Genomic DNA, 20,309 nt, shown 5'->3' on the forward strand with positions numbered 1-20,309 from the left:
CTATTTATGCTACATCTCTAAATCCGTAAATGCATAAGGCAATAAATCCTTTAATGTCAGTTCTAATATTTCTTTCTTCTCATTTGTTAAGTAGACTGGCATATCAGGCAAACAAAACTCCGCTAATACCTGCCTGCAAATGCTGCATGGCGGAAGAAAATCTGCCGTATCACCAGCTACAGCTATAGCTTGAAAATCACCTTTTTTGTAACCGTTAGCAATTGCAGTGAAAATGGCTGTTCGTTCGGCGCAATTCGTTGCACCTAACGAGACATTTTCCACGTTCACTCCATTAATGACAGTGCCGTCTTTCAGTAATAAAGCAGCTCCAACTGGAAACTTGGAATAGGGAGCATAAGCTCTCTCCTTCATACTGCGTGCACTTTCCATCAATTGCTCTTTATTCATCGTTACCCATCCTTTACAAAGAAGAATGAACTTTTCACAGTCCCCTTAGGCCAAAGTAAAAATTGGCAGGATTTTTATCATATATTTTTTTGAAAAGTTTGTCAATAAACCCACACTGCAATCTGCAGAAAAAATAAAAGCTTGATTACAATCCTATAGTTGGTATTATTATCCTATGATACTATTATTGATTAAACACCAAGGAGGAATGAATGTGCACTGGAGAAAATACTTTATTCTATTAATTCCAGCTCTTGTGATTTTTATAGCTTCAGCCTTTATCATTCCATATAATAAATTTTATTTAATATATATAATTCCCTTCACTTTTTGGGTGATTTACTACTCTTGGCTTTATATAGAGAAAAGGAAAAAAAGGCAGTAGCTTATGTTTATTAACATATTTACCTTTTTGTACTCTTATGAAAAAGCAAAACGCCTGCACAGACAGCAGATTTCATAATAGTAACTCCATCCCGGAAGACTTATCTATAAACCCTATTTTCTTATAAAGCGGGTAGCCAGCCTTAGAAAAATGCAGCCATATCCGCCTTACACCTAAACCTTTACATTCTAGAATACATTTTTCCACAAGAGAACGAGCAGCACATGCCCTCTATATTTTGTTTTAGTATACATATTCATTATATATGCTTACAATCCGCTAATATTTTCCCCATGCGGCGGTCACTCAAAAAATACTCATCCTCCTATGGCAGCAACAGGACCGTTAAATCCGTTTTTCGCTCATCCAACTTTATCCGATAAATCCATAACCTTTATTTTAAAGCTCCAAATGTTATTGTCATTGCTGTGAGCACTTAGTATTTGTATAGAGGTTGTAATGTTGTGTACACTGGGATTCTGAATATATTTAAACGATTATTCACAAAATCTATATGAAGACGAGAAGATAGGACTGAAAAGCATGTGGAAAATTTATAAGAATGATATTAGAAGTATTTTTACTAATTGGGTTGCGGCAGTATTAATTGGAGGCTTGACGCTGCTGCCTTCTTTATATGCCTGGTTTAACATTGTGGCTTCCTGGGATCCCTATAGTCAAACGGATCAGCTTCCAGTGGGAATCGTGAATGAAGATGCCGGAGCAGTGGTTCGTGATAAGAACATCCATATAGGGGATGATATCATCAAGGAATTAAAGAAGAACGATGATATGGACTGGCACTTTGATGACCGCAAAGACGCGATGGAAAAGGTAGAATACGGTGACTATTTTGCTGTCATCGTAATCCCGGAGAATTTCTCTCAGAAGCTGGGGACCGTCATGGAAGACAAGCCCGAAAAAGCGAAAATTGAGTATTATGTGAATGAAAAAATCAATGCCATTGCACCTAAAATCACAGAAAAGGGTGCTGGCGGGATTGTCGATACGGTTACAAGCAATTTCATCTCATCTGTAAACGGCACTATTTTTGAGAGATTCAATGAATTGGGTCTGGAAATTGAAAAGGACCTTCCGGATATAAAGCGGTTCGAAGAGTATGTTTTTCAAATAGAGGAAAAGCTTCCTGAAATTCATTCTTTATTAAGCAGCTCCCTATCAGACGCTGAAAACGCCAAAATAATGATTGATAAAGCACAAGCACTCGTTCCTGAAGCCAAAAGTGCAACAGGCAACGGTCTGCAGACCATTAATGAAACGATGACATTCCTAAATGAGGCAGAGAATCGCCTGAATACAATGGAACCCAAGATTCAGGAGAACCTGGAGAGTGTCCAGAATATGGCGATAAAAATAAACGATTTTGTCTCTTCGGTGCAATCCTCTGACTTGAACCTGGACCAGGGAAAGGAAATAAGCAATCAAATCAATGAGCAGATAGCGGGTTCTCTTCAGAACCTAGAAACTATTGAAGCAGCATTAAAGCAGCTGCAGGAAACAAATAAGGAACAAGAATCAAACCAAAATCAGGAGCAAATTAACAGGGCTCTGGAACAAGTCGCCTTGTTAAAACAGGAACTGCAGACGATCCAGGAAAACGGGCAAAAGGTCACTGTCTTTCTTTCAGACAAACAGCAGGAAGCAGATGAGTTCATCACCCGGCTTCAGGAACGTTCAGCTGCAACTGCAGACAGGATCGACACATTTGTGAAAGAATATAACGAAAGCATTCGGCCAGCCATCAAAAAAGAAGTGGCCAGCGCCAAGGACACATTAAACAACGCCCGGAATATCCTGACCGATATTCAATCCGCCATACCTGAGATTGAAAAAATCCTTGCTAATACGGAGGGGAACTTAGGTGAAGGAGAAAAAACGCTGAAGCACCTATTAGGAGAGTTTCCTTATGTAAACGAAAAGGTTAATCAATTAGCAGACAGGATTAGGGAAATCCAGGGTGAGACAGACATCAACGAGATCATTGAGCTGCTGCAAAATGATCCCGAAGCAGAGAAAGGTTTCTTCGAAGAACCTGTTCAGCTCAATAAAAACAGCCTATTTCCAATCCAAAATTATGGAACGGGTATGACTCCTTTCTATACCGTACTTTCGATCTGGGTAGGTGCTTTACTATTAATTTCTTTATTGGCTACAGATGTTCATCATTCTGAAGAATTTACGGAAAGACAAATCTATTTTGGCAAACTGCTCACCTTCCTTAGCATTGGGTTTGCACAGACCCTAATAGTGACTCTGGGTGATATCTTCTTGCTGGGAGTGGATGTGGCAGAACCAGTATGGTTTGTCTTGTTTGGACTGGTAAGCAGTTTAGTGTTTATATTAATTGTTTATACCTTAGTATCTGTATTTGGAGATGTAGGAAAAGCTATGGCGATTGTCTTGCTGGTACTGCAGATTGCGGGTGCTGGCGGAACCTATCCGATTGCCCTGCTTCCTGAGTTTTTCCAAACCATTCATCCGTTCCTGCCATTCTCTTATGTAATTGACATTATGAGAGAAGCTGTAGGCGGCATAGTTTGGGAAAAAGTATACAGAGACCTCTTGGTTCTCATGATTTTTGGCATCATTGCGCTATTAGTTGGCACTTTCCTGAAGGAGCCATTGAGCAGAAAAACGAAAGCACTGATGAAGAAATCGAAGGAATCAGGGTTGTTTCATTAGGTTCAAATGTATGCAAACAGAGATTACCATACCACTGAAGCTCTGAAAATTACACCTTGAATTATTTCATGATCGGAGAGTCCTTCCGCAGCTAAACTTCGGCCACACTCATCACTAGGAAGAGTGTGGTCTTTTTAATTGGTGTTTTACCGGTATTGTCCGCTGATTTTCGCTCCATGCTGTTCAGCAGTCCATGAGCTTCCTCGAAGCTGCAAGCCTTAAAAGCCAAACCCTGCAGTTTTTAATGGAGAAAGGAACGGCTGATATCTTCCAATGAATCCCTCTTCCGTATCTTTGCATCCATGTGTATGTTACAATGAAATAAGTAACACAACTTAGGGTCACCATGACTTTTCTTAGTCACCCCTTCGAAAGGGGATTAAAAAGTGGAGAAAATAAGCGTATTTCTTGATGATTACAGGAAAGCGCCTGATGGTCATGTATTAGTTGAGACCATTGATGAATGTATCCTTTTGCTTCAGACCTATGACATTGACCACTTGTCTTTAGACCATGATTTAGTAAGCAAATCAAGAAATGGTCTTATGCTTGTTCAAATGATGGTTCAAAAACAGTTATTCGCAGATCGCATAACTGTTCATTCAGCCAATTCAGTCGCCGGGAAAGCCATGTACCACTATCTAAAACAGGCACAGCACGATTTTGAAATGCCCTCTGATATTAAAGTCATCTTACGTCCACTGCCTCTAAATTACATTCCGCCAAGGTATCTGCAAAACTATTAATGATTAGTAGCCATCAACCATTCTCCTTCGTCAAAGGAATTTTATAAATCACTTATATATAGGAAGCAGATCTAATCGACTGCTTCCTTTTTCGTGTCTTCAAACAGAAAAATCCGCTCCTCATACAAGGAGCGGATTGAACAGCTTTACGGTTTTTCGTTCAAGTATGCCCATGCATATTGTGCATATAGCTCTGCACCAGTTGATAAGGCGTCTTCATCAATATTGAATTTACCGTGGTGGTGTGCCCACTCTGTATCTTTCTCCGGATTGCCGCTGCCGACGAGGGCGAAGCTGCCAGGTGCTTTCTCCAGGTAAAAACTGAAATCTTCTGCCCCCATTGTGGGCTTTTCATTAAATAAAACATCTTCCCCGAAAGCTTCAGAGGCAACCCTTTGGACCAGCTGCGCACTGGATTTATCATTGATTACTGCCAGCGAACCCTGAGTATATTCTACCTCTGCTTTAGCACCATAGATAGCTGCCGTGTTTTCAGCATAATGCTGCAGCTGTTTTTCAATATAATCTCTTGTTTCAGGATCAAAGCAGCGCACTGTTCCCTCAATGACTGCATTTTCAGCGATGATATTGAATCTTGTACCCACTGTCATTTTCCCAATGGTGACTACGGCAGGCTGCTGGGCATCAATGGTTCTCGACACCACACTCTGCACATTCATAACAAAGGAAGAGGCGACAATAGCGGCATCAATGCAATCATGCGGCATTGCCCCATGCCCGCCTTTCCCTTTGAATGTCACTTTGAATATATCGGCTGATGCGAAGGATGGCCCGGGTGTACAGGACACTTTATGTGTCGGCATTTGCGACCAGATATGAATGCCAAAGACATTGTCCACATCTTCCATTGCACCCTGTTCCACCATCATCCTCGCCCCTTCCGCCACTTCTTCGGCTGGCTGGAACAGAAGACGGACACTCCCCGGCAGATCTTCTTTAATTTCATTTAATGCCTTGGCGGCAATCAGCAGCATGGCAGTATGAGCATCATGTCCGCATGCATGCATTTTGCCGTTTTCTGTGGATGCATAAGGAAGATCTTTATTTAATTCTTCCACCTGCAGCGCATCCATGTCTCCCCTTAAAGCTACCGTCTTTCCAGGCTTCCCTCCTGTAATTTCAGCAATGACACCCGTTGGTTCCGTTCTTCTATAATCGATGCCCAGTCCATCCAGGTACTCACAGATAAATTGAGTGGTTTCAAATTCCTCCCATGATACTTCCGGTTTACGATGCAATGTTCTGCGCAGTTCTGTTAATTCATCGCTATATGCCGCAATCAATTCTTTTAATCTGTTATGAATCATGACTTATTCCGCCTCCGTTAACTCTGCTGCTGCCTCAAAAAGAATCTGAACTGCTTCTGCAATATGCCGGGAATCTGACCATTCCTCCGGACAATGACTAAGTCCGTTTTTACTCGGAATGAATAGCATTCCGGTACTTGTGTAGTCAGCGAAAACCATGGCATCGTGTCCTGCACCGCTATTCATAGGATATGAAGGGTATCCCAGTTTACTGCTTTTCTCTTTTAAAAGACTGACAATCTCTTTATTCATCTCTTTTGGCTGAATATATAAAGGCTGTTCAATGGTTATTTCGACACCGCTATCATGATAGGACTCGGCTAATTCCTTCACTCTCCGAATGACATTCTGGACATGCTCCTCCTTGCCGGAGCGTATATCTACAGAAAAAACTGTCTGATCGGGAATCACATTGGCTCCGTTTGGATATACCTGCAATCGTCCCGTTGTCACAACCGTCCCATCTCCTTCAGCTGCTGCAAGCCCAGGAAAATGGGCAATCATCCCGGCTGCCGCAACCAGCGCGTCTGATCTTCTATCCATTGGTGTGGTCCCTGCGTGGCCGGCTTGTCCTTTTACAGTTACCTCCAATTGCGTCAATCCGACAATTGCTTCGACGATCCCAATTGGAATATTCTTTTCTTCTAAAATAGGACCCTGTTCAATATGCAATTCCAGATAAGCCTTGACTGACTTCTGGTCTCTTGCTTTCGGGAGAGAAGGATCTAGCCCAATTTTCTCCATAGCTTCAACGGTCGTAATGCCATCTTTATCCTTCAATGTTTTGAAGTCTTCCTCGGTCAGCAAACCAGCCATCCCACGTGACCCCATTAGACCGCCGCCGAATCTGGAGCCTTCCTCCTCGATAAGAGCGACAACCTCTAAAGGATATTTTGGCGCTAATCCATTTTCAGCAAAAAGCTTAGCCACTTCAAGCCCCGCCACTACTCCTGCTGGCCCATCATAGGCCCCTCCATTCGGCACTGAATCAAAGTGAGATCCGACCAGAACACTCGGTGCATCTTTCAAGGATCCTTCAAGCTTTCCAAAAATATTGCCCAATCCATCTTCACGGACACTCAAGCCTGCTTCCTTCATTTTCTCCTTAATATACTGCCGTGCAAGCAGATCCTCCTGGCTATATGTTAATCTGGTTGTTCCTCTGCCTGGTGTCGCTGTATATGTGCTTAAGGTGTCAATATGGTTTTCGATTCTCGTCTGAACTTTTTCCAGATTCACATTTTTCCCTGTTTGAACTTCGCTCATTTCGATTCAATCCCTTTCTTATAATAATCCGACAAATATTCCAGCCAAGACTACCGACACAATGGTAACGGTGATGAATCCCCCGACAAGCATAGGCGGAAGCATATTGCTGGTCAGCATTTCCCTCTCTTTTTCATCTTCTGTCAATGATTTTATGACTTCATTTGTAATAATGTAATCAGCCGGGAAACCATATAGTGCTGTCAGGGAAACAGCGAAAGCCATTTCCTTGCTCACTTTTAAAATTTTCCCTGCGATAAATGAGAAGATATACATTCCGATTACGCCCAGAATAATCGTACCGGCAAGCGGATAAATAATTTCGAGCATCATCCCTGGGGTAGCCTGCTTTAAGCCGTCAAAAATAAAGAGCATGAGGGCCATGATCGCAAAACCAAAGCCATTTGCTTTTTGGAGCACCTGCTTTTCAAGAAAGCCAAGGCTTGCAGCAATAACCCCGAATAATAGACAAAGGACAAATGGACTGACATTGGCAACAGGTGCAAGCAGTGTTGAAGTCAGGTAAGCAAGATAGGATACAATAGCCAATCTTAAAAATTTGAAGAAGTCTGTATTATATTTCTCCGGTACTTTTTCTATGAGCTTCAGTCCAGGCCTAACAGTCTCCGCTGCTGCAGCCGTCTCTTCAGCGGCCTTGTTCTGCGCCTTAAAAACAAGCTGTCCGCTTCGGTACTGCTTCAAAAGCCGTTTTCCTTCTTTTTTCAGGACGATGGATGTAAGCGGGTATCCCGCAAATCCCTGCATCACATATATCACAATCGCAAAGACAGATAATGAAGCAAGACCCGCTTCTTTCGCACCTTCAGACATGATCAAGGCAGAAACTACACCGCCGACTAAAGGAGGAACAGCTACAACCATAGTTTGATATCCAAAAATAAATGTTCCAATTCCAAATAAAATGGCAATAATCCCTATAATTCCTGACAAAGCAATTACAATCGTCTTCCACTGATTTTTCAATTCCTTAATGGAAAGCAATGTGCCCATATTGGTTATCAATAAGTACATCATCATTGTGGCAACAACCGGCGGAACCCCTGCCAATGCCACGATATCCTGTGGAAAGAATGTCCAATATCCTGCAAGGAACAGAACGGCACAGACAAATATGGATGGCACCCATGCCTTGGTCCGGACTGCAACCAAATCTCCTATGAATAAAATAAACAAAAGAATGACTAACGCTAACATCTGTGACATAAATCCTTCCCCCTCTTAGTTGAATACCTATTCATTCGTGTTGCGAAAATATATATTGTTAGAATAATAATACAATTATACTATTCAGTCAATTTAAATTATTTTTAATTTTTTTGTAACCGTTATCAATCTGTCTTCTGTATGACAATATCTCTTGAATCAATTTAGCAAAATAATATTATTATTTTAAATGTCTATTAAAACTGAAAAAAACCCGCCATTAATGACGAGTCTACTCCATTTTTGATATAGATTAAGCCTAGTTTCTGGGATCTACATAATCCGGATAATCGGTAATAATGGCGTCAACCTTCATTTCGAACAGGAAATCAGCGGCTTCCTGGCTGCGCACAGTCCATGATCCAATTTGCATGTCAAGAGAGTGAACCTGATTCACTAATTCTTCGGTAACAATTCCATAGCTTGGATTAAACCAATCTGCATAAGCTGAAAAATCCTTTAAAGCTTCCGCGGTAGTATCTGCAGGGTTAGACGTCAGTACCCCAATCGGAATTTTAGGCAAAAGCTGATTCATTGTTTTCATAGATTCAAAGTTAAAAGACTGGATAATGATTTTTTCATTTTGCGGTTTACCAAGATTTCGTTCTTTTAACGCATCAGCAACCTGTTTTTCAATGCCGGGATAAAGCTCTGGGGCCTTCAATTCTATTAAGATTCCAACCTTTCCGCGGTAACGATCCAGAACCTCTTCAAATGTCGGGATTTGTTCCCCCGTAAATTGTTCCCCTTTCCAGCTGCCGGCATCAAGACTTCTTAAATAATCTAACGGCAAGTCCCCCACTTTTCCGGTGCCATCTGTTGTTCGATCCACAGTTGTATCGTGGATGACCACTAATTCTCCATCTTGGCTCCTTTGAACATCAATTTCGATAAAATCGGCTTTCATGTCAACGGCAAGATCAAATGCGGCGATTGTATTTTCCGGCGCATACCCTGTCGCACCGCGGTGAGCGATATTATCCACTTGTTTCCTTTCCCCAGTTCCCGGTTCTGCTGCCAGCGTCTGAGTGATTGGGCTGAACAGCAGCGACAAAGCCACACCTGTACCAATTAATAACTTTTTGCTCACGCACTCCATCTCCTATCTAAAATATGTATTCAACCATATTCTAGATAAGGATTGTTGAAGAGGTATGTGATTATTTTTATGGCTAAATTAAGATCATGTTAACAAAAACCAGCCATTTTCCTTATGATTTTTTACAAAACAAATGAATATTTCTCCCCTTTCATATGTTTTAATCCAAAGCCTTTATGGTCATCTCCGCTGCCTCTGCAATCAGAGCGTTATCAAATTCAGCATCCTTTGTCTTCCTGCTAGAAAGGATTGTCATGATAATCGGTTCTCTGTCCGGAGGCCAGATAATCGCAATGTCATTACGTGTGCCATATCCTGCTGCACCGCTCTTATCAGCCACCTCCCAGCCGCTTGGCACACCGGCACGGATTAATGGATCCCCAGTAGCGTTCCCCCGCATCCAATCGGTTAAGATGTTCCTCTTTTCCTCAGTTAGAAAATCGCCAATTAAAACTTTCTGAAGGCTTGCTGCAAGTGCTTTTGGTGTACTAGTATCCTGGATGTCCCCCGGCTTTGCCTCATTCAAATCTGTCTCGAAACGCTCAGGCCTTGTGACAGTATCCCCCATTTCCTTTAAGGCTGCTTTGAATCCTTCAGGGCCACCTAATTCCTCTAATATTATGTTGCCTGCGGTATTGTCGCTGTACCGGATTGCAGCTTCACAAAGTTCTCTTAAAGTCATGCCAGTATCTACATGCTTTTCTGTAACCGGAGAATATGTAACCAGATCATCACTTGTGTATGTAATGATTTCATCCATTTCCTCCAGTGACTTTCTCTCCAGCAATATGGCTGCTGCCAGCGGCTTGAATGTAGATGCGTAAGCAAATCTTTCGTTAGATCTGTAAGCAATTTTCTTTTTTGTTCCTGTGTCATATGCATAAACGCCAAGCCGTGCGTCAAATTTCTTCTCCAGCTGTTTGAACTTTTGGTTTGTATTTATAGAAGTTTCTTTAAAGTTTTCTGCCGCACTGGCATCTGATTGAGAATTACCATTTGCACAGCCAGTCAGGGTAAGAAGCAAAAGCAGAACCAAACAGACTAGCCGGGCTCCTATTAACCTATTCTTACTATTGTATTTCCTCATTTTTATAACCTCTTTCCTCAAAAAAATTTTCTCCAGCCATTTTTTAAACAGCATTAATGACTACAATTGTAATCTAATACTACATATGTAATCCTCGATTGTCAAACCCTATTATAATCAGAGATTCTATGATCTCCCTAATTTGTTAAATTAAAAATAGGATGCTAGAATGGTTGGGATTCATTTTATCTATGGAATTGAAACTGGATGTCAAAAAGTGCGAGGAAGGTATGAGAATGATCACAAGCTCACAGTCTTTAGCTGTTTTTTTGGAATGTCTGCTGGTGTCTTCCTTTACAATCGGAGTCGTTTTTCTTTTTAAAAATATTTTCAGGAAGCATTTAACAGCACAAACCCACTATAATCTTTGGTTTCTATTATTGCTTGCTCTGCCGCTGCCTTTTATCCCATTACATTTCATGTCATTTGCGGATTCATTATCTTTTTGGAATAACAATAGCAGCCTTCATTCCCAAACTGCTCCTGCTGCTGATACTTCTTTAAGGCAAAATAATTGGATGGAGGACCTGACCGTTTCGGTAGAACGCTATGATTTAGCCTTCTTAAGTAATGCTGTCTTCTACACTTGGATTTCCGGAGTCGCTATTCTGACTGTTTTTATGCTGATCGCAATGCTTAAAATCAATAAAGTAAAGAAACACACCAATTGTCTTAGAAATAAAGAGATTTTATCCTTATTCGAACACTGCAAACACAAACTGAAGATTTCAAAATGCATTATTGTCGGAGAATCATCTCTCGTTAAAACCCCCATGACGTTTGGACTTTTTAAGACATATGTGGTTCTCCCCCGTCATTTTGACCAGTGGCTTTCTGAAAAGGAGATAGAATATATTTTTTTACATGAACTGAACCACTATAAAAATAAAGATTTTGCAGTCAACTATTTAATGGTGATTCTGCAAATTATATATTGGTTTAGTCCCCTAGTTTGGCTTGCTTTAAGGAGGATGAGGCTGGATCGCGAAATTGCCTGTGATGCAGCGGTTTTAAATACCCTGGATGAGCCTGATTATACTGAGTATGGAAACAGCATTATTCATTTTGCCCATAAAACCTCAAGGGCAGTGACAGTCGATTTGGCAAACCATTTAAACGGGTCAAAGAAACAAATCAAAACGAGAATCGAAAAAATTGCCTGTTTTAAACCGGAATCAAAACGGCTGAGATGGAAAAGTGCGGCTGTACTCATTTTGGCAGGGATATTTATTGCTGGCCAAGCTCCATTTATCTCTGCTATGGGTCGTGATAATAGCAGCTATAACTTGAAGGATGAAAACATTAGTTATGAGGATTTAGGCAATTATTTTGAAGGATATGATGGAAGCTTTGTATTGTATGATAAAGAAGCAGATCAATATCTTATTCATAATAAAAATCAAAGCACATTAAGGGTTTCACCAAATTCCACTTATAAGATTTATAGTGCACTGCTTGGTTTAGAGTCAGGCACCATTACGGTTGAAAATTCATCGGCAAAATGGAACGGATTTACGTATCCGATTGAGTCCTGGAATGCGGATCAGGATTTAACTTCTGCCATGAGAAATTCCGTAACATGGTATTTTCAGATGTTAGACAAGCAGATGCAGCCGGGTACGATTCAAACTTTTATAGACCAAATCAATTACGGGAATCGTGATTTATCTGGTGGAATAGAGGAATATTGGCTGGAATCCTCCCTTAAGATTTCTCCTGTGGAGCAAGTTCAGCTGCTTAAAAGCTTTTATGCAAATCAATTTGGATTTAAAGAAAACAATATCCAAGCAGTGAAAGATTCCATTAAACTAGAAAGAAAAGAGGGTTCCCTCCTTTCAGGAAAAACAGGTACAGGCACTGTAAATGGAAAAAACATTAATGGATGGTTCATCGGATATGTTGAGTCAGAGCATAACACATACTTTTTTGCAACGAATATCCAGAATGATAATAACTCTAGTGGAAGTAAAGCAGCTGAAATCACATTATCTATATTGAAGCAGAAAGGCATTTATTAATTCGTTTATCTCATTAATTAAGGAGGGTGGTCATATGACTGAAAGGATTCCCAGCATTTCAGAATCCGAGTGGGAAGTCATGACGGTTCTTTGGCATGGTGCACCTAAAACAGCTAATGAAGTCATTCAATCCTTGCAAGAGCGTACAGACTGGAAGCCCAAAACAATCCGGACTCTTCTGGACAGGCTTGTCCATAAAAATGTAGTTGGCGTAAATAAAAATCAGAGAATCTATACCTTTTTCCCGCTCTATTCACAGGATCAATGCCAGCGGGCAGAAGCTCAATCCTTTATTAAGCGAATCTATGGAGGAACAGTCAAATCCATGCTGGTCCAATTCATCCAGGAAGACTCCCTGACTGAGGAGGAAATTAACGAACTCCGGACAATTTTGGCAAAAAAACAAAAGAAGGATCATTAACTTACATGCAAAAACCTCACAATTGTGGGGTTTTTTGCGTTCACTTCTTTGCCGAGCCTCCAAAAGTTGCGACTAGTGCGGTGAAAGCACTAATTTCAACAGCAGAAGTCCAGTTAAATGTCCTTTAATATTTTCGCATTCTACTTATTCCATTTTGAATCAATGAATAGGTGCGCGGGCATATTTTCCTCTAGTACATACAGAATAAGGAAAAAGGAGGAATGAATATGCCTCATGGAAAAGCATTGGCACTTAAATTTATAGGAAGCTTGGTGCTCCTATATATCATACTTGGCATGATATTTAGAATGAGCTTTATTAACGTATTTCTTATAACTGCTTTACTGTGCATCATATCTTATACTCTCGGGGATATGCTGATCCTTCCAAGAACCGGCAACACCTTTGCCGCAGCTGCCGATTCCGGCCTCAGTTTCGTCTTAATATGGTTTCTAAGTTCCATCTTAACGGATGGGGAAAACCTCTTGGCCATGTCCATAATTGCTGCAATAGGTACTGCTTTATTCGAATACTTCTTCCATAAATATTTGGCAAAGGTTATGACTGAAGCATCATCAGAGAATAAGGGTGCACAGCATGTAAGCCTGCGTTATAGCACAGAAGCATCTGAAGAGATTACCCCTCTTAATCCGGAAGAAGGGAGGGAAAATTAACAGTAACACAATAGAAATAGAAAACACCCCGCTTTGATTAGCAGGGTGTTTTCATTAAGAAAGGCTTGGAGGAATTTGTTCCTGCCGCATAACTGAAGGCGGCGTATTATAAATATACGGAGGTGCCGGCTTTAATTTCGGTTTTTTCGCAAATGGCTGCGGATTCTGAACATACTGGAACGTACCCATTCCATCCATGCTCGGCCCGCTGGCCCAGCGTCCTTTGGCACTTTGATCTCCATCTGAAAAATTGAATAAAACATAGGAGACTTCCTGCTTTTCCAAGTTTTTAGGGAAAGTACTCGGAACCACGATATTTTCTTTCGATTCTAATTCCTGAATCGCCGCAATCCACTGATTTTGGTGCATCGTATCCCTCGCCAGCAGCCAGGAGAGCATATCTCTTACTCCACGGTCATTTGTTTCGTTATAAAGCCTGGCTACCTGAAGACGTCCCTGAGATTCTGCTGTAAGATTCGCCCGGAAATCAGCCAGGAGGTTTCCGCTTGCAGCAATATAATCCGCCTTCCATCGATTGCCGACACTATCCGCCGGCATTGCTCCCAGTCCAGAAACGATTACATGCTGAGGATTCATTCCTCCCAATATGGCCTCCATTACAGGATCCTTAGCAGCCTCATCCTGTGCTCCAACCGGCGCCCCATCGAGCAGTCGTGCTATCATCGTACAAAGCATCTCTATATGTGCCAGTTCTTCCGTCCCTGTGTCCATTAATAAGTCGCGGTACTTTCCATCCCCGCGGGTATTCCATCCTTGAAATAAGTATTGCATGGCAACCGAAATTTCCCCGAATTGTCCTCCAAGTACTTCCTGCAGCTTCTTAGCAAAAATCGGGTCCGGTCTCTCAGGCTTGGCATGATATTGAAGCTCTTTGATGTGATAAAACATAGGAGTCCTCCTTTATCTTTGTCATACCTTTATAAGCCTATGAACGCCCGCTCGTCTAAATGCTAAATTTTGTATCTTTAGCCCTATTTGTCAAGGTGAAAACAAGAACAGAAAGGAGGATTTGTTAGTCCGTAAGAATCCCTCCAATAAAAAAAAGACCCCTTCGGCAAGGAGCCTTTGACTTGGATATTTTTCCGTCAGCATGAATGACTGCCCTCCATCGTTAAAATGGTTGGCTGCAATGGATCATTTCCAGCTTAGACTCAAACTCAAGTTTTTGTATCATAGCCCGCCACATTCAGGAGGTTTTTCCTTTTCTCCTTCAGCAAAATCGCAGCCTTCTGCAACTGATTCAAGGCCATACTCTGTAGTGCTGATATCCTTAGAACCCTGATCATGTATGGTGCTGCTTAATTCCTTACCCTGCTCTTCTTTATTTTCTCTCATGAGTTTACCTCCGCCCTTTTTATAAGAAGTTTTCTCTTAGAGGATTCAGGTTATTCATGCAGAGGAATTCTTGGGATGTGTATTGCAGAGTTATACTGTAACTTCGCAGCACAGCTCTCCCTCCTTACGCTGAGCATAAAAAGCCTAACACTTGGAATCGATCTACAGCTCAATCTGCTTAATGACTTTTGCCGGGTTTCCGCCCACTACCGTATTAGCCGGGACGTCTTTGTTAACGACCGCACCTGACGCGATCACTGCATTGTCCCCAATTGTTACACCTGGATTAATGACAGCACTTCCCCCAATCCATACATTGTTTCCAATCGTAATCGGTTTTGCATATTCCCTGCCTGAATTGCGTTCAGCAGGGTGAAGCGGATGAGTTGCCGTATAGATATGTACGCCGGGTGCAAGCATGCAATTATCTCCAAAACGCACTTCACAAACATCCAGGATGGTACAGTCAAAATTCGCAAAAAAGTTTTCTCCTACATGGGTATTATAGCCGTAATCAAATCGGATATTGGGCTCCATATATACATTTTCCCCGGTAGACCCAAGCAGCTCCTTTAATAACTTTGTCCGCTTTTCTCCTTCTGTCTCCAGAGTCTGATTGTACATTCTGACCTTTCGTCTTGCTTCCCCGCGTTCCTTTAATAATACCGGATCGGCAGGATCATACATTTCTCCGGCCAGCATTTTTTCTTTTTCTGTTTTCATTTAATGACCTGCTTTCCAGAAAATATTCAGATAAAGAACTGAAAAAAGGACAGTATTCCTGTCCCCTGTCCCTTTAGCGCGACGCTTTAGGCGGCTGGCAAACGTCACATTTGCGCTGGTGATTATTTTTGAATTTCGTAAATGTTTTTTCAAACTGGCTTCCGCATGCACATTGAAAAAGCAGCTTTTGAGAAAAACCATGATATTCCGTCGATAGCAGTTTACTATCCGAGTTCTTCTCAACGAACTCGTTAATTTTGCTGATGGTCCATCGTTTATTCATTACATGACCCTCCATATTTATACTCAGAGCGGAGGCTTTCTCGGCATCCGTTTCACTATGAGTGCTTATTTATAATTCTTAAGTTCCTCATTATAACACAAAGGGGCAAGTTCATTATCATGTCCAATAAGTTAGCATCTTACATATTTCCGTTTAAAGCCAATCTTTCCTCTGTCTACTTCCTTCTGGATATTATCTGAGGCCTTCAGGATGGCACTTTTTTTCTTACCCCTTTTCATTTCGACCGGCCCAATGGCTTTTGCAATTTCAACTGCCTTTTCATGGAGCGGCACAAATGAAACACCCACAGTATATACGAAATTATTCATTGCGGATTTGGTTCGCTCGGGAGAATCGTGAATAGTGTCTTTCACTTTATCAAGCATTTTAGCCAGCTTCTCTTCTGAAAATTCAGCGTCCGGACGATTTCCCAAAAGCCAGCAGTAGCAGCTCCAGCCACCAGACATCCGCAGTTCTTCCCCGCTTTCGATCCATTTATCTGCAACTTCCTGTGCAATATCACTTTCAGCTAATGTAACAGCAACCACATAATCGGACAGCATATAAAAATAGGCTTTATCCATCCAGCGGTCAAAATCCGCTTCCGTCATAGCTTCAGGATCTGCAATGACACCTGCAAAGTACATGGCATCGTAGTTTCCTGTAGCGTATAGCTCCTCTGCCAAAGGCTGATTCCTTTTTATTTTTTTAGCAATTGGCTTCATTGCACCTGTTGCCACTCCAAAAAGCGGCTCATGCGCGCCATTTGATATGTACATTTTCTTGGTCCGTTCCTTGCCAAGAGCTTCGAGCTCCTGCATAACCGTCTGCAAATCCACTTTAAGCACTTCCTTCCATTATTAATGTTAAGTTCTCTTGTGCGCCTCAAGAACCCAAGTATTCTGTTTTCAGTTCAATCTCTTTTACTTCCTTATCGCAATAGACCTTATAGGCCCTTGCGCCGGGTCTAGAGCTTACGATTCGGCTGACCTCCTCCTCAATAAAGTGGATAGCCACTCCATCATCCGCTGCAATTCCAGGCTTTATTTTATCAGAAGCCAAAAGCTCATGGTAGGCAGGCCTTCTTTCCGCTTCGCCATCGTAATGAGGACAATTGCTTCCTTTTAAGAACCCCAGGCATGTTAAAGGCTCCAATTTATCTCCATAAGAATCCGTAACCCCTTCTTCAAACCAGCAAATGGATCCTGCGCTGATGCCGGCTAATACGATCCCTTGATCCCATGCCTTTCTTAGAATCTTATCTAATTCCCATTCTTTCCATAATGCCAATAAATTCTTCGTATTTCCGCCTCCAACATAGATGATATCTTTATCTAAAATAAACCCCTCTATATCCCTTGTTGGCGGCTTAAATAAAGATAAGTGGGACGGCTGGCATTTCTGTTTTTCAAAAAAGTCATAAAACCATTTAATGCAGATATCGGAATCACCTGTTGCAGTAGGCACATAACAGACTTTAGGATTTTCTTTACCTGACTGAGATAAAATATATTCATCCAGCAATGGATTCTCGGGCTCCATGGAGAACCCTCCTCCTCCGAGTGCAATAATTTGCCTCATCTTTCTACTTCCCTTCAAATGACATTACGTATAAATATTCTCCTTCAGTACTGTTGTTCCTTGTTTTTACATAAAAAAATGGAGCTGCCACTTTTGACAGCTCCACTTTACAAAGACCTCTTACTATTCACTTAGCGCAGGCTTTCCTGCTTCAAGAAGCACCTGATCCCGGCCTAAAATAACAGCTAACAGGATAATGAATGCCCCCGTTCCCACAAGAAGCCATTCGATGGCTATGAAGTCTGCGATTGGGCCAAATATCAGCATGCCAATCGGCATCATAGAGGTGGAAATCATCCCCATGACACCAAACACTCTGCCTAAATAATTCTCTTCAATTTTTTCCTGCAGCAATACGGTTACAGGTGTATTGAAAATTGGCATGGCAATCCCGAACAAGGCCATGAACACTAAATAAATCCAGAAAACCGGCACGATGCCAAGCGCCAGGGTGCAGATCCCCATGATGAGACTGGCAAGGGTCATGGATTTAATTTTATTTGGATATCCGCCCCAGGAAGCAATGATTGCCCCTCCTGCCATCATGCCAACTGAAAAGGCAATTTCAATGGCGGTCAAAAGCCACACATCTCCGCCAAAGGTCCGGGTAACCTGCAGCGGCGTCAGGAAGGCAGCAGGTGCCATTAGGACGAAGAAGATCGCAAAGAACAGAAAGAATTTTTTCAGAAACGGGCTGCTATTGACATATTGGAGCCCCTGTTTAAAGTCGCTGAAGTAGCTCGTTGTCTGTTCAGCTGCTGCTTTTTCGTGCACAGCGACTTTAACAAAAGCCATCAGAGTTATTATGGCAATCGCTGCTGTGGCGACATCGATGAAGAAGATGACTTCAAGTGACGCCATTGCGATTAAAGCGGCGCTGACCATCGGTGAAACAAACATAATGACAGCCTGTATGCTCCCATTTACGCCATTCACCTTTGTGAGCTTATCCTTAGGAACGATCTGCGGCAAAATAGCCCCGACTGCAGGAGTCTGAATCCCTGTTCCCAGGGCACGAATCCCAGCCATGACAAACAGCAGCCAGATGGATTCATATCCCATTAAAAAGAGAATGGCAAGTATCAGTGTTGAAAAGGCAATGAGGCCATCCGCTAAAATAATCAGCATTTTCCGGTTGTACCGGTCTGCCCAGACACCCGCAACCGGTGATAAAAAGAAGGTTGGAATGAACCCGCAAATGATATAGAGAGTCATCATCAAACCGGATTCGGTTGTTAAAGTAATATGCCACATAATGGCGTATTGAACGAGCGACGATCCAAAAAGGGAGACCGTCTGGCTGCTTAAAAATAGAATAATATTTTTCAGCCAATTTTCCTGCAGATTTGGATTTACGGTATTCATATAATAACCACTCATTTCTATATTTAATAGGCTCTTTTCCTAGAAATTATGATGTTCCGCTTATAAATGCTGCCCGTTGATTTCCGCTCCAGGTGCTCGCTTTCCGCGGGCCGGGCGCTGAGCCTCCTCGATGCTGCGCATCTGCGGGGTCTCACCTGTCCCGCTACTCCCGCAGGAGTCTCGCACCTTCCACTACAATCAACTCAGTAAATAAAATCCGAATAGCAACAACCTTTACGAAAAAGCCATTTAATAAAAACAAGCTTTGCCTATATTCAGCTGATCAATTCCGTCCAATACATTCTATTTCTAAAGACAGCAAAAAAGAGGGGAAATTCATCCCCTCTTTAAAAGATACCGTTAAATATAGGTTTCCTTAAATAGACAGACCAATCCCTTTGCTCTGAACATAGGCAGAGCCTTCAAACGTATTCAGTTAACGATTGAAAAGCGGGCTTCTTAGTCTCATTGATGCTGTCAAAAGGAAAACCTCCATTTCATTATAATTACATTAATTTTACCAGCAAAGACCGGTTGAAGCAATACCTGGAGAGGTAAAGTCCTTACTTATAAACATCTTCCCGGGAATGGAACCCATCAGCAATAATAGTCCGATCCATATTATCTTTATCTACGGCAATTGGCGGAAGAAGGACGGCAGGGACCTCGATTTTGCCATTGTTGATTTTTTGGTTTGCTTCAACAGACTCTCCCTTTGCCATTCTGACCGCAAGTTCAGCAGCTTCTTTGGTTAGTGTGCCGATAGGTTTGTATACTGTCATCGTCTGCGTGCCTCTGATGATCCGCTGGGCAGCAGCAAGCTCGGCATCCTGTCCGGCTACTGGGATCTTCCCTGCCAGCCCCTGCACAGCGAGCGCCTGGATGGCTCCACCCGCGGTTGCATCGTTAGCTGCAATCACTGCGTCTATTTGACCCTGATTGGCGTTAAGTGCTTCTTCCATGTTCACAAATGCATTAGCCGGCGTCCAATCTCTGGACCACTGATCATATACAACCTGTATATCCCCTCTTTCAATAAAGGGCTGGAGCACATTAAAGACTCCTCGTTTGAATAAATGAGCATTATGGTCGGTGACTGCTCCCCCAATGTATACATACTTTCCTTTAGGTACCAGCCTTGTGATTGCTTCTGCCTGCTGTTCGCCAACTTTTTCATTATCAAAAGATATATATAAGTCAATATCCGCATTTTTTACGAGCCTGTCATATGAGATCACCTTAATGCCCGCTTCGTGTGCCTTTTTGACAATTGAAGCAGTCGCTTCAGCATTATGGGGAACAACAACCAGCAGGTCCACCCCTTGTTTAATTAAGGTTTCCGCCTGCGATATTTGAACGGCGTCATCCCCATTAGCCGCCATGATCTCCACTTCGGCTCCAAGCTCTTCAACAGCCTCCTTGAACAGATCTCTGTCCTTCAGCCAGCGCTCTTCCAATAGTGTATCCATTGAAAAGCCAATCTTAATTGACTTTTCCTCCCCGCCGCCATTCATTTGTTCACCAGCAGCAGGAACGGGATTCCCATCACGCACTGTACCTATTTCACAGGCTGACAGGGTGCATGCCAGAAACAGCGCAGTCAAAATGAGTTTCCAGTGGATTCTATACATCTTCCTTGCCC

The 20,309-nt window shown here is 42.2% G+C and carries 19 protein-coding genes; 5 read left to right on the forward strand and 14 right to left on the reverse strand.

From position 1 onward, the window contains the following. Positions 1-9: 9 nt before the first annotated feature. Positions 10-408, reverse strand: coding sequence for a cytidine deaminase (locus AC6CHU_RS21135; protein WP_159862313.1), 399 nt, complete (start codon positions 406-408; stop codon positions 10-12). 928 nt (positions 409-1,336) lie between these two features. On the opposite strand from AC6CHU_RS21135, the gene AC6CHU_RS21140 reads away from it, so the two are divergent. Continuing rightward, complete coding sequence (locus AC6CHU_RS21140) at positions 1,337-3,496, forward strand: YhgE/Pip domain-containing protein (RefSeq protein WP_498122718.1); 2,160 nt, start codon at positions 1,337-1,339, stop codon at positions 3,494-3,496. Between the two features lie 386 nt (positions 3,497-3,882). Beyond that, positions 3,883-4,242: a cyclic-phosphate processing receiver domain-containing protein gene (locus AC6CHU_RS21145; RefSeq protein WP_159862315.1), complete on the forward strand. Its 360-nt coding sequence runs from the start codon at positions 3,883-3,885 to the stop codon at positions 4,240-4,242. A 146-nt stretch (positions 4,243-4,388) separates the two neighbouring features. On the opposite strand, the gene AC6CHU_RS21150 is transcribed toward AC6CHU_RS21145, so the two are convergent. The 5 genes from AC6CHU_RS21150 to bla form a co-directional block, all read right to left on the reverse strand. After that, positions 4,389-5,567 carry a M20 family metallopeptidase gene (locus AC6CHU_RS21150; protein WP_498122757.1) on the reverse strand — a complete coding sequence of 393 codons (1,179 nt, stop codon included), beginning with the start codon at positions 5,565-5,567 and terminating at the stop codon, positions 4,389-4,391. Between the two features lie 6 nt (positions 5,568-5,573). After that, positions 5,574-6,836 carry a Zn-dependent hydrolase gene (locus tag AC6CHU_RS21155; protein ID WP_498122720.1) on the reverse strand — a complete coding sequence of 421 codons (1,263 nt, stop codon included), beginning with the start codon at positions 6,834-6,836 and terminating at the stop codon, positions 5,574-5,576. 18 nt (positions 6,837-6,854) lie between these two features. Next, positions 6,855-8,060, reverse strand: a complete 1,206-nt coding sequence (locus AC6CHU_RS21160; RefSeq protein ID WP_159862318.1) for a hypothetical protein — start codon at positions 8,058-8,060, stop codon at positions 6,855-6,857. A gap of 259 nt (positions 8,061-8,319) precedes the next feature. After that, on the reverse strand, positions 8,320-9,150 hold the full coding sequence (locus AC6CHU_RS21165) for a glycerophosphodiester phosphodiesterase (RefSeq protein ID WP_498122721.1): 831 nt from the start codon (positions 9,148-9,150) through the stop codon (positions 8,320-8,322). Between the two features lie 169 nt (positions 9,151-9,319). After that, on the reverse strand, positions 9,320-10,246 hold the full coding sequence (gene bla, locus AC6CHU_RS21170; protein ID WP_498122723.1) for a class A beta-lactamase: 927 nt from the start codon (positions 10,244-10,246) through the stop codon (positions 9,320-9,322). Positions 10,247-10,482: 236 nt separating this feature from the next. On the opposite strand from bla, the gene AC6CHU_RS21175 reads away from it, so the two are divergent. The 3 genes from AC6CHU_RS21175 to AC6CHU_RS21185 all read left to right on the forward strand — a co-directional run bounded on the left by AC6CHU_RS21175 (position 10,483) and on the right by AC6CHU_RS21185 (position 13,359). Next, complete coding sequence (locus AC6CHU_RS21175) at positions 10,483-12,264, forward strand: BlaR1 family beta-lactam sensor/signal transducer (RefSeq protein ID WP_498122758.1); 1,782 nt, start codon at positions 10,483-10,485, stop codon at positions 12,262-12,264. Between the two features lie 34 nt (positions 12,265-12,298). Further along, positions 12,299-12,685, forward strand: coding sequence for a penicillinase repressor BlaI (blaI, locus tag AC6CHU_RS21180; RefSeq protein ID WP_159862322.1), 387 nt, complete (start codon positions 12,299-12,301; stop codon positions 12,683-12,685). A 227-nt stretch (positions 12,686-12,912) separates the two neighbouring features. Further along, positions 12,913-13,359, forward strand: coding sequence for a YndM family protein (locus AC6CHU_RS21185; RefSeq protein ID WP_251283543.1), 447 nt, complete (start codon positions 12,913-12,915; stop codon positions 13,357-13,359). A gap of 54 nt (positions 13,360-13,413) precedes the next feature. On the opposite strand, the gene AC6CHU_RS21190 is transcribed toward AC6CHU_RS21185, so the two are convergent. The 8 genes from AC6CHU_RS21190 to xylF form a co-directional block, all read right to left on the reverse strand. Next, positions 13,414-14,268, reverse strand: coding sequence for a manganese catalase (locus tag AC6CHU_RS21190; protein WP_159862324.1), 855 nt, complete (start codon positions 14,266-14,268; stop codon positions 13,414-13,416). Between the two features lie 282 nt (positions 14,269-14,550). Continuing rightward, positions 14,551-14,715 (reverse strand): hypothetical protein, encoded by a 165-nt coding sequence (locus tag AC6CHU_RS21195; RefSeq protein WP_159862325.1) that lies wholly within the window; start codon positions 14,713-14,715, stop codon positions 14,551-14,553. Between the two features lie 162 nt (positions 14,716-14,877). Continuing rightward, complete coding sequence (locus AC6CHU_RS21200; protein ID WP_159862326.1) at positions 14,878-15,438, reverse strand: sugar O-acetyltransferase; 561 nt, start codon at positions 15,436-15,438, stop codon at positions 14,878-14,880. 73 nt (positions 15,439-15,511) lie between these two features. Then, positions 15,512-15,721 carry a hypothetical protein gene (locus AC6CHU_RS21205; protein ID WP_035325521.1) on the reverse strand — a complete coding sequence of 70 codons (210 nt, stop codon included), beginning with the start codon at positions 15,719-15,721 and terminating at the stop codon, positions 15,512-15,514. 131 nt (positions 15,722-15,852) lie between these two features. Next, positions 15,853-16,560, reverse strand: coding sequence for a DNA alkylation repair protein (locus AC6CHU_RS21210; protein ID WP_159862327.1), 708 nt, complete (start codon positions 16,558-16,560; stop codon positions 15,853-15,855). Between the two features lie 46 nt (positions 16,561-16,606). Then, on the reverse strand, positions 16,607-17,302 hold the full coding sequence (locus AC6CHU_RS21215; protein ID WP_498122725.1) for a Type 1 glutamine amidotransferase-like domain-containing protein: 696 nt from the start codon (positions 17,300-17,302) through the stop codon (positions 16,607-16,609). A 123-nt stretch (positions 17,303-17,425) separates the two neighbouring features. Then, positions 17,426-18,667: an MFS transporter gene (locus AC6CHU_RS21220; protein ID WP_159862329.1), complete on the reverse strand. Its 1,242-nt coding sequence runs from the start codon at positions 18,665-18,667 to the stop codon at positions 17,426-17,428. Positions 18,668-19,230: 563 nt separating this feature from the next. After that, positions 19,231-20,298 carry a D-xylose ABC transporter substrate-binding protein gene (gene xylF / locus AC6CHU_RS21225; RefSeq protein ID WP_201306455.1) on the reverse strand — a complete coding sequence of 356 codons (1,068 nt, stop codon included), beginning with the start codon at positions 20,296-20,298 and terminating at the stop codon, positions 19,231-19,233. Between the last annotated feature and the right edge of the window lie 11 nt (positions 20,299-20,309).

This window comes from Cytobacillus sp. GQ23, from assembly GCF_059758675.1.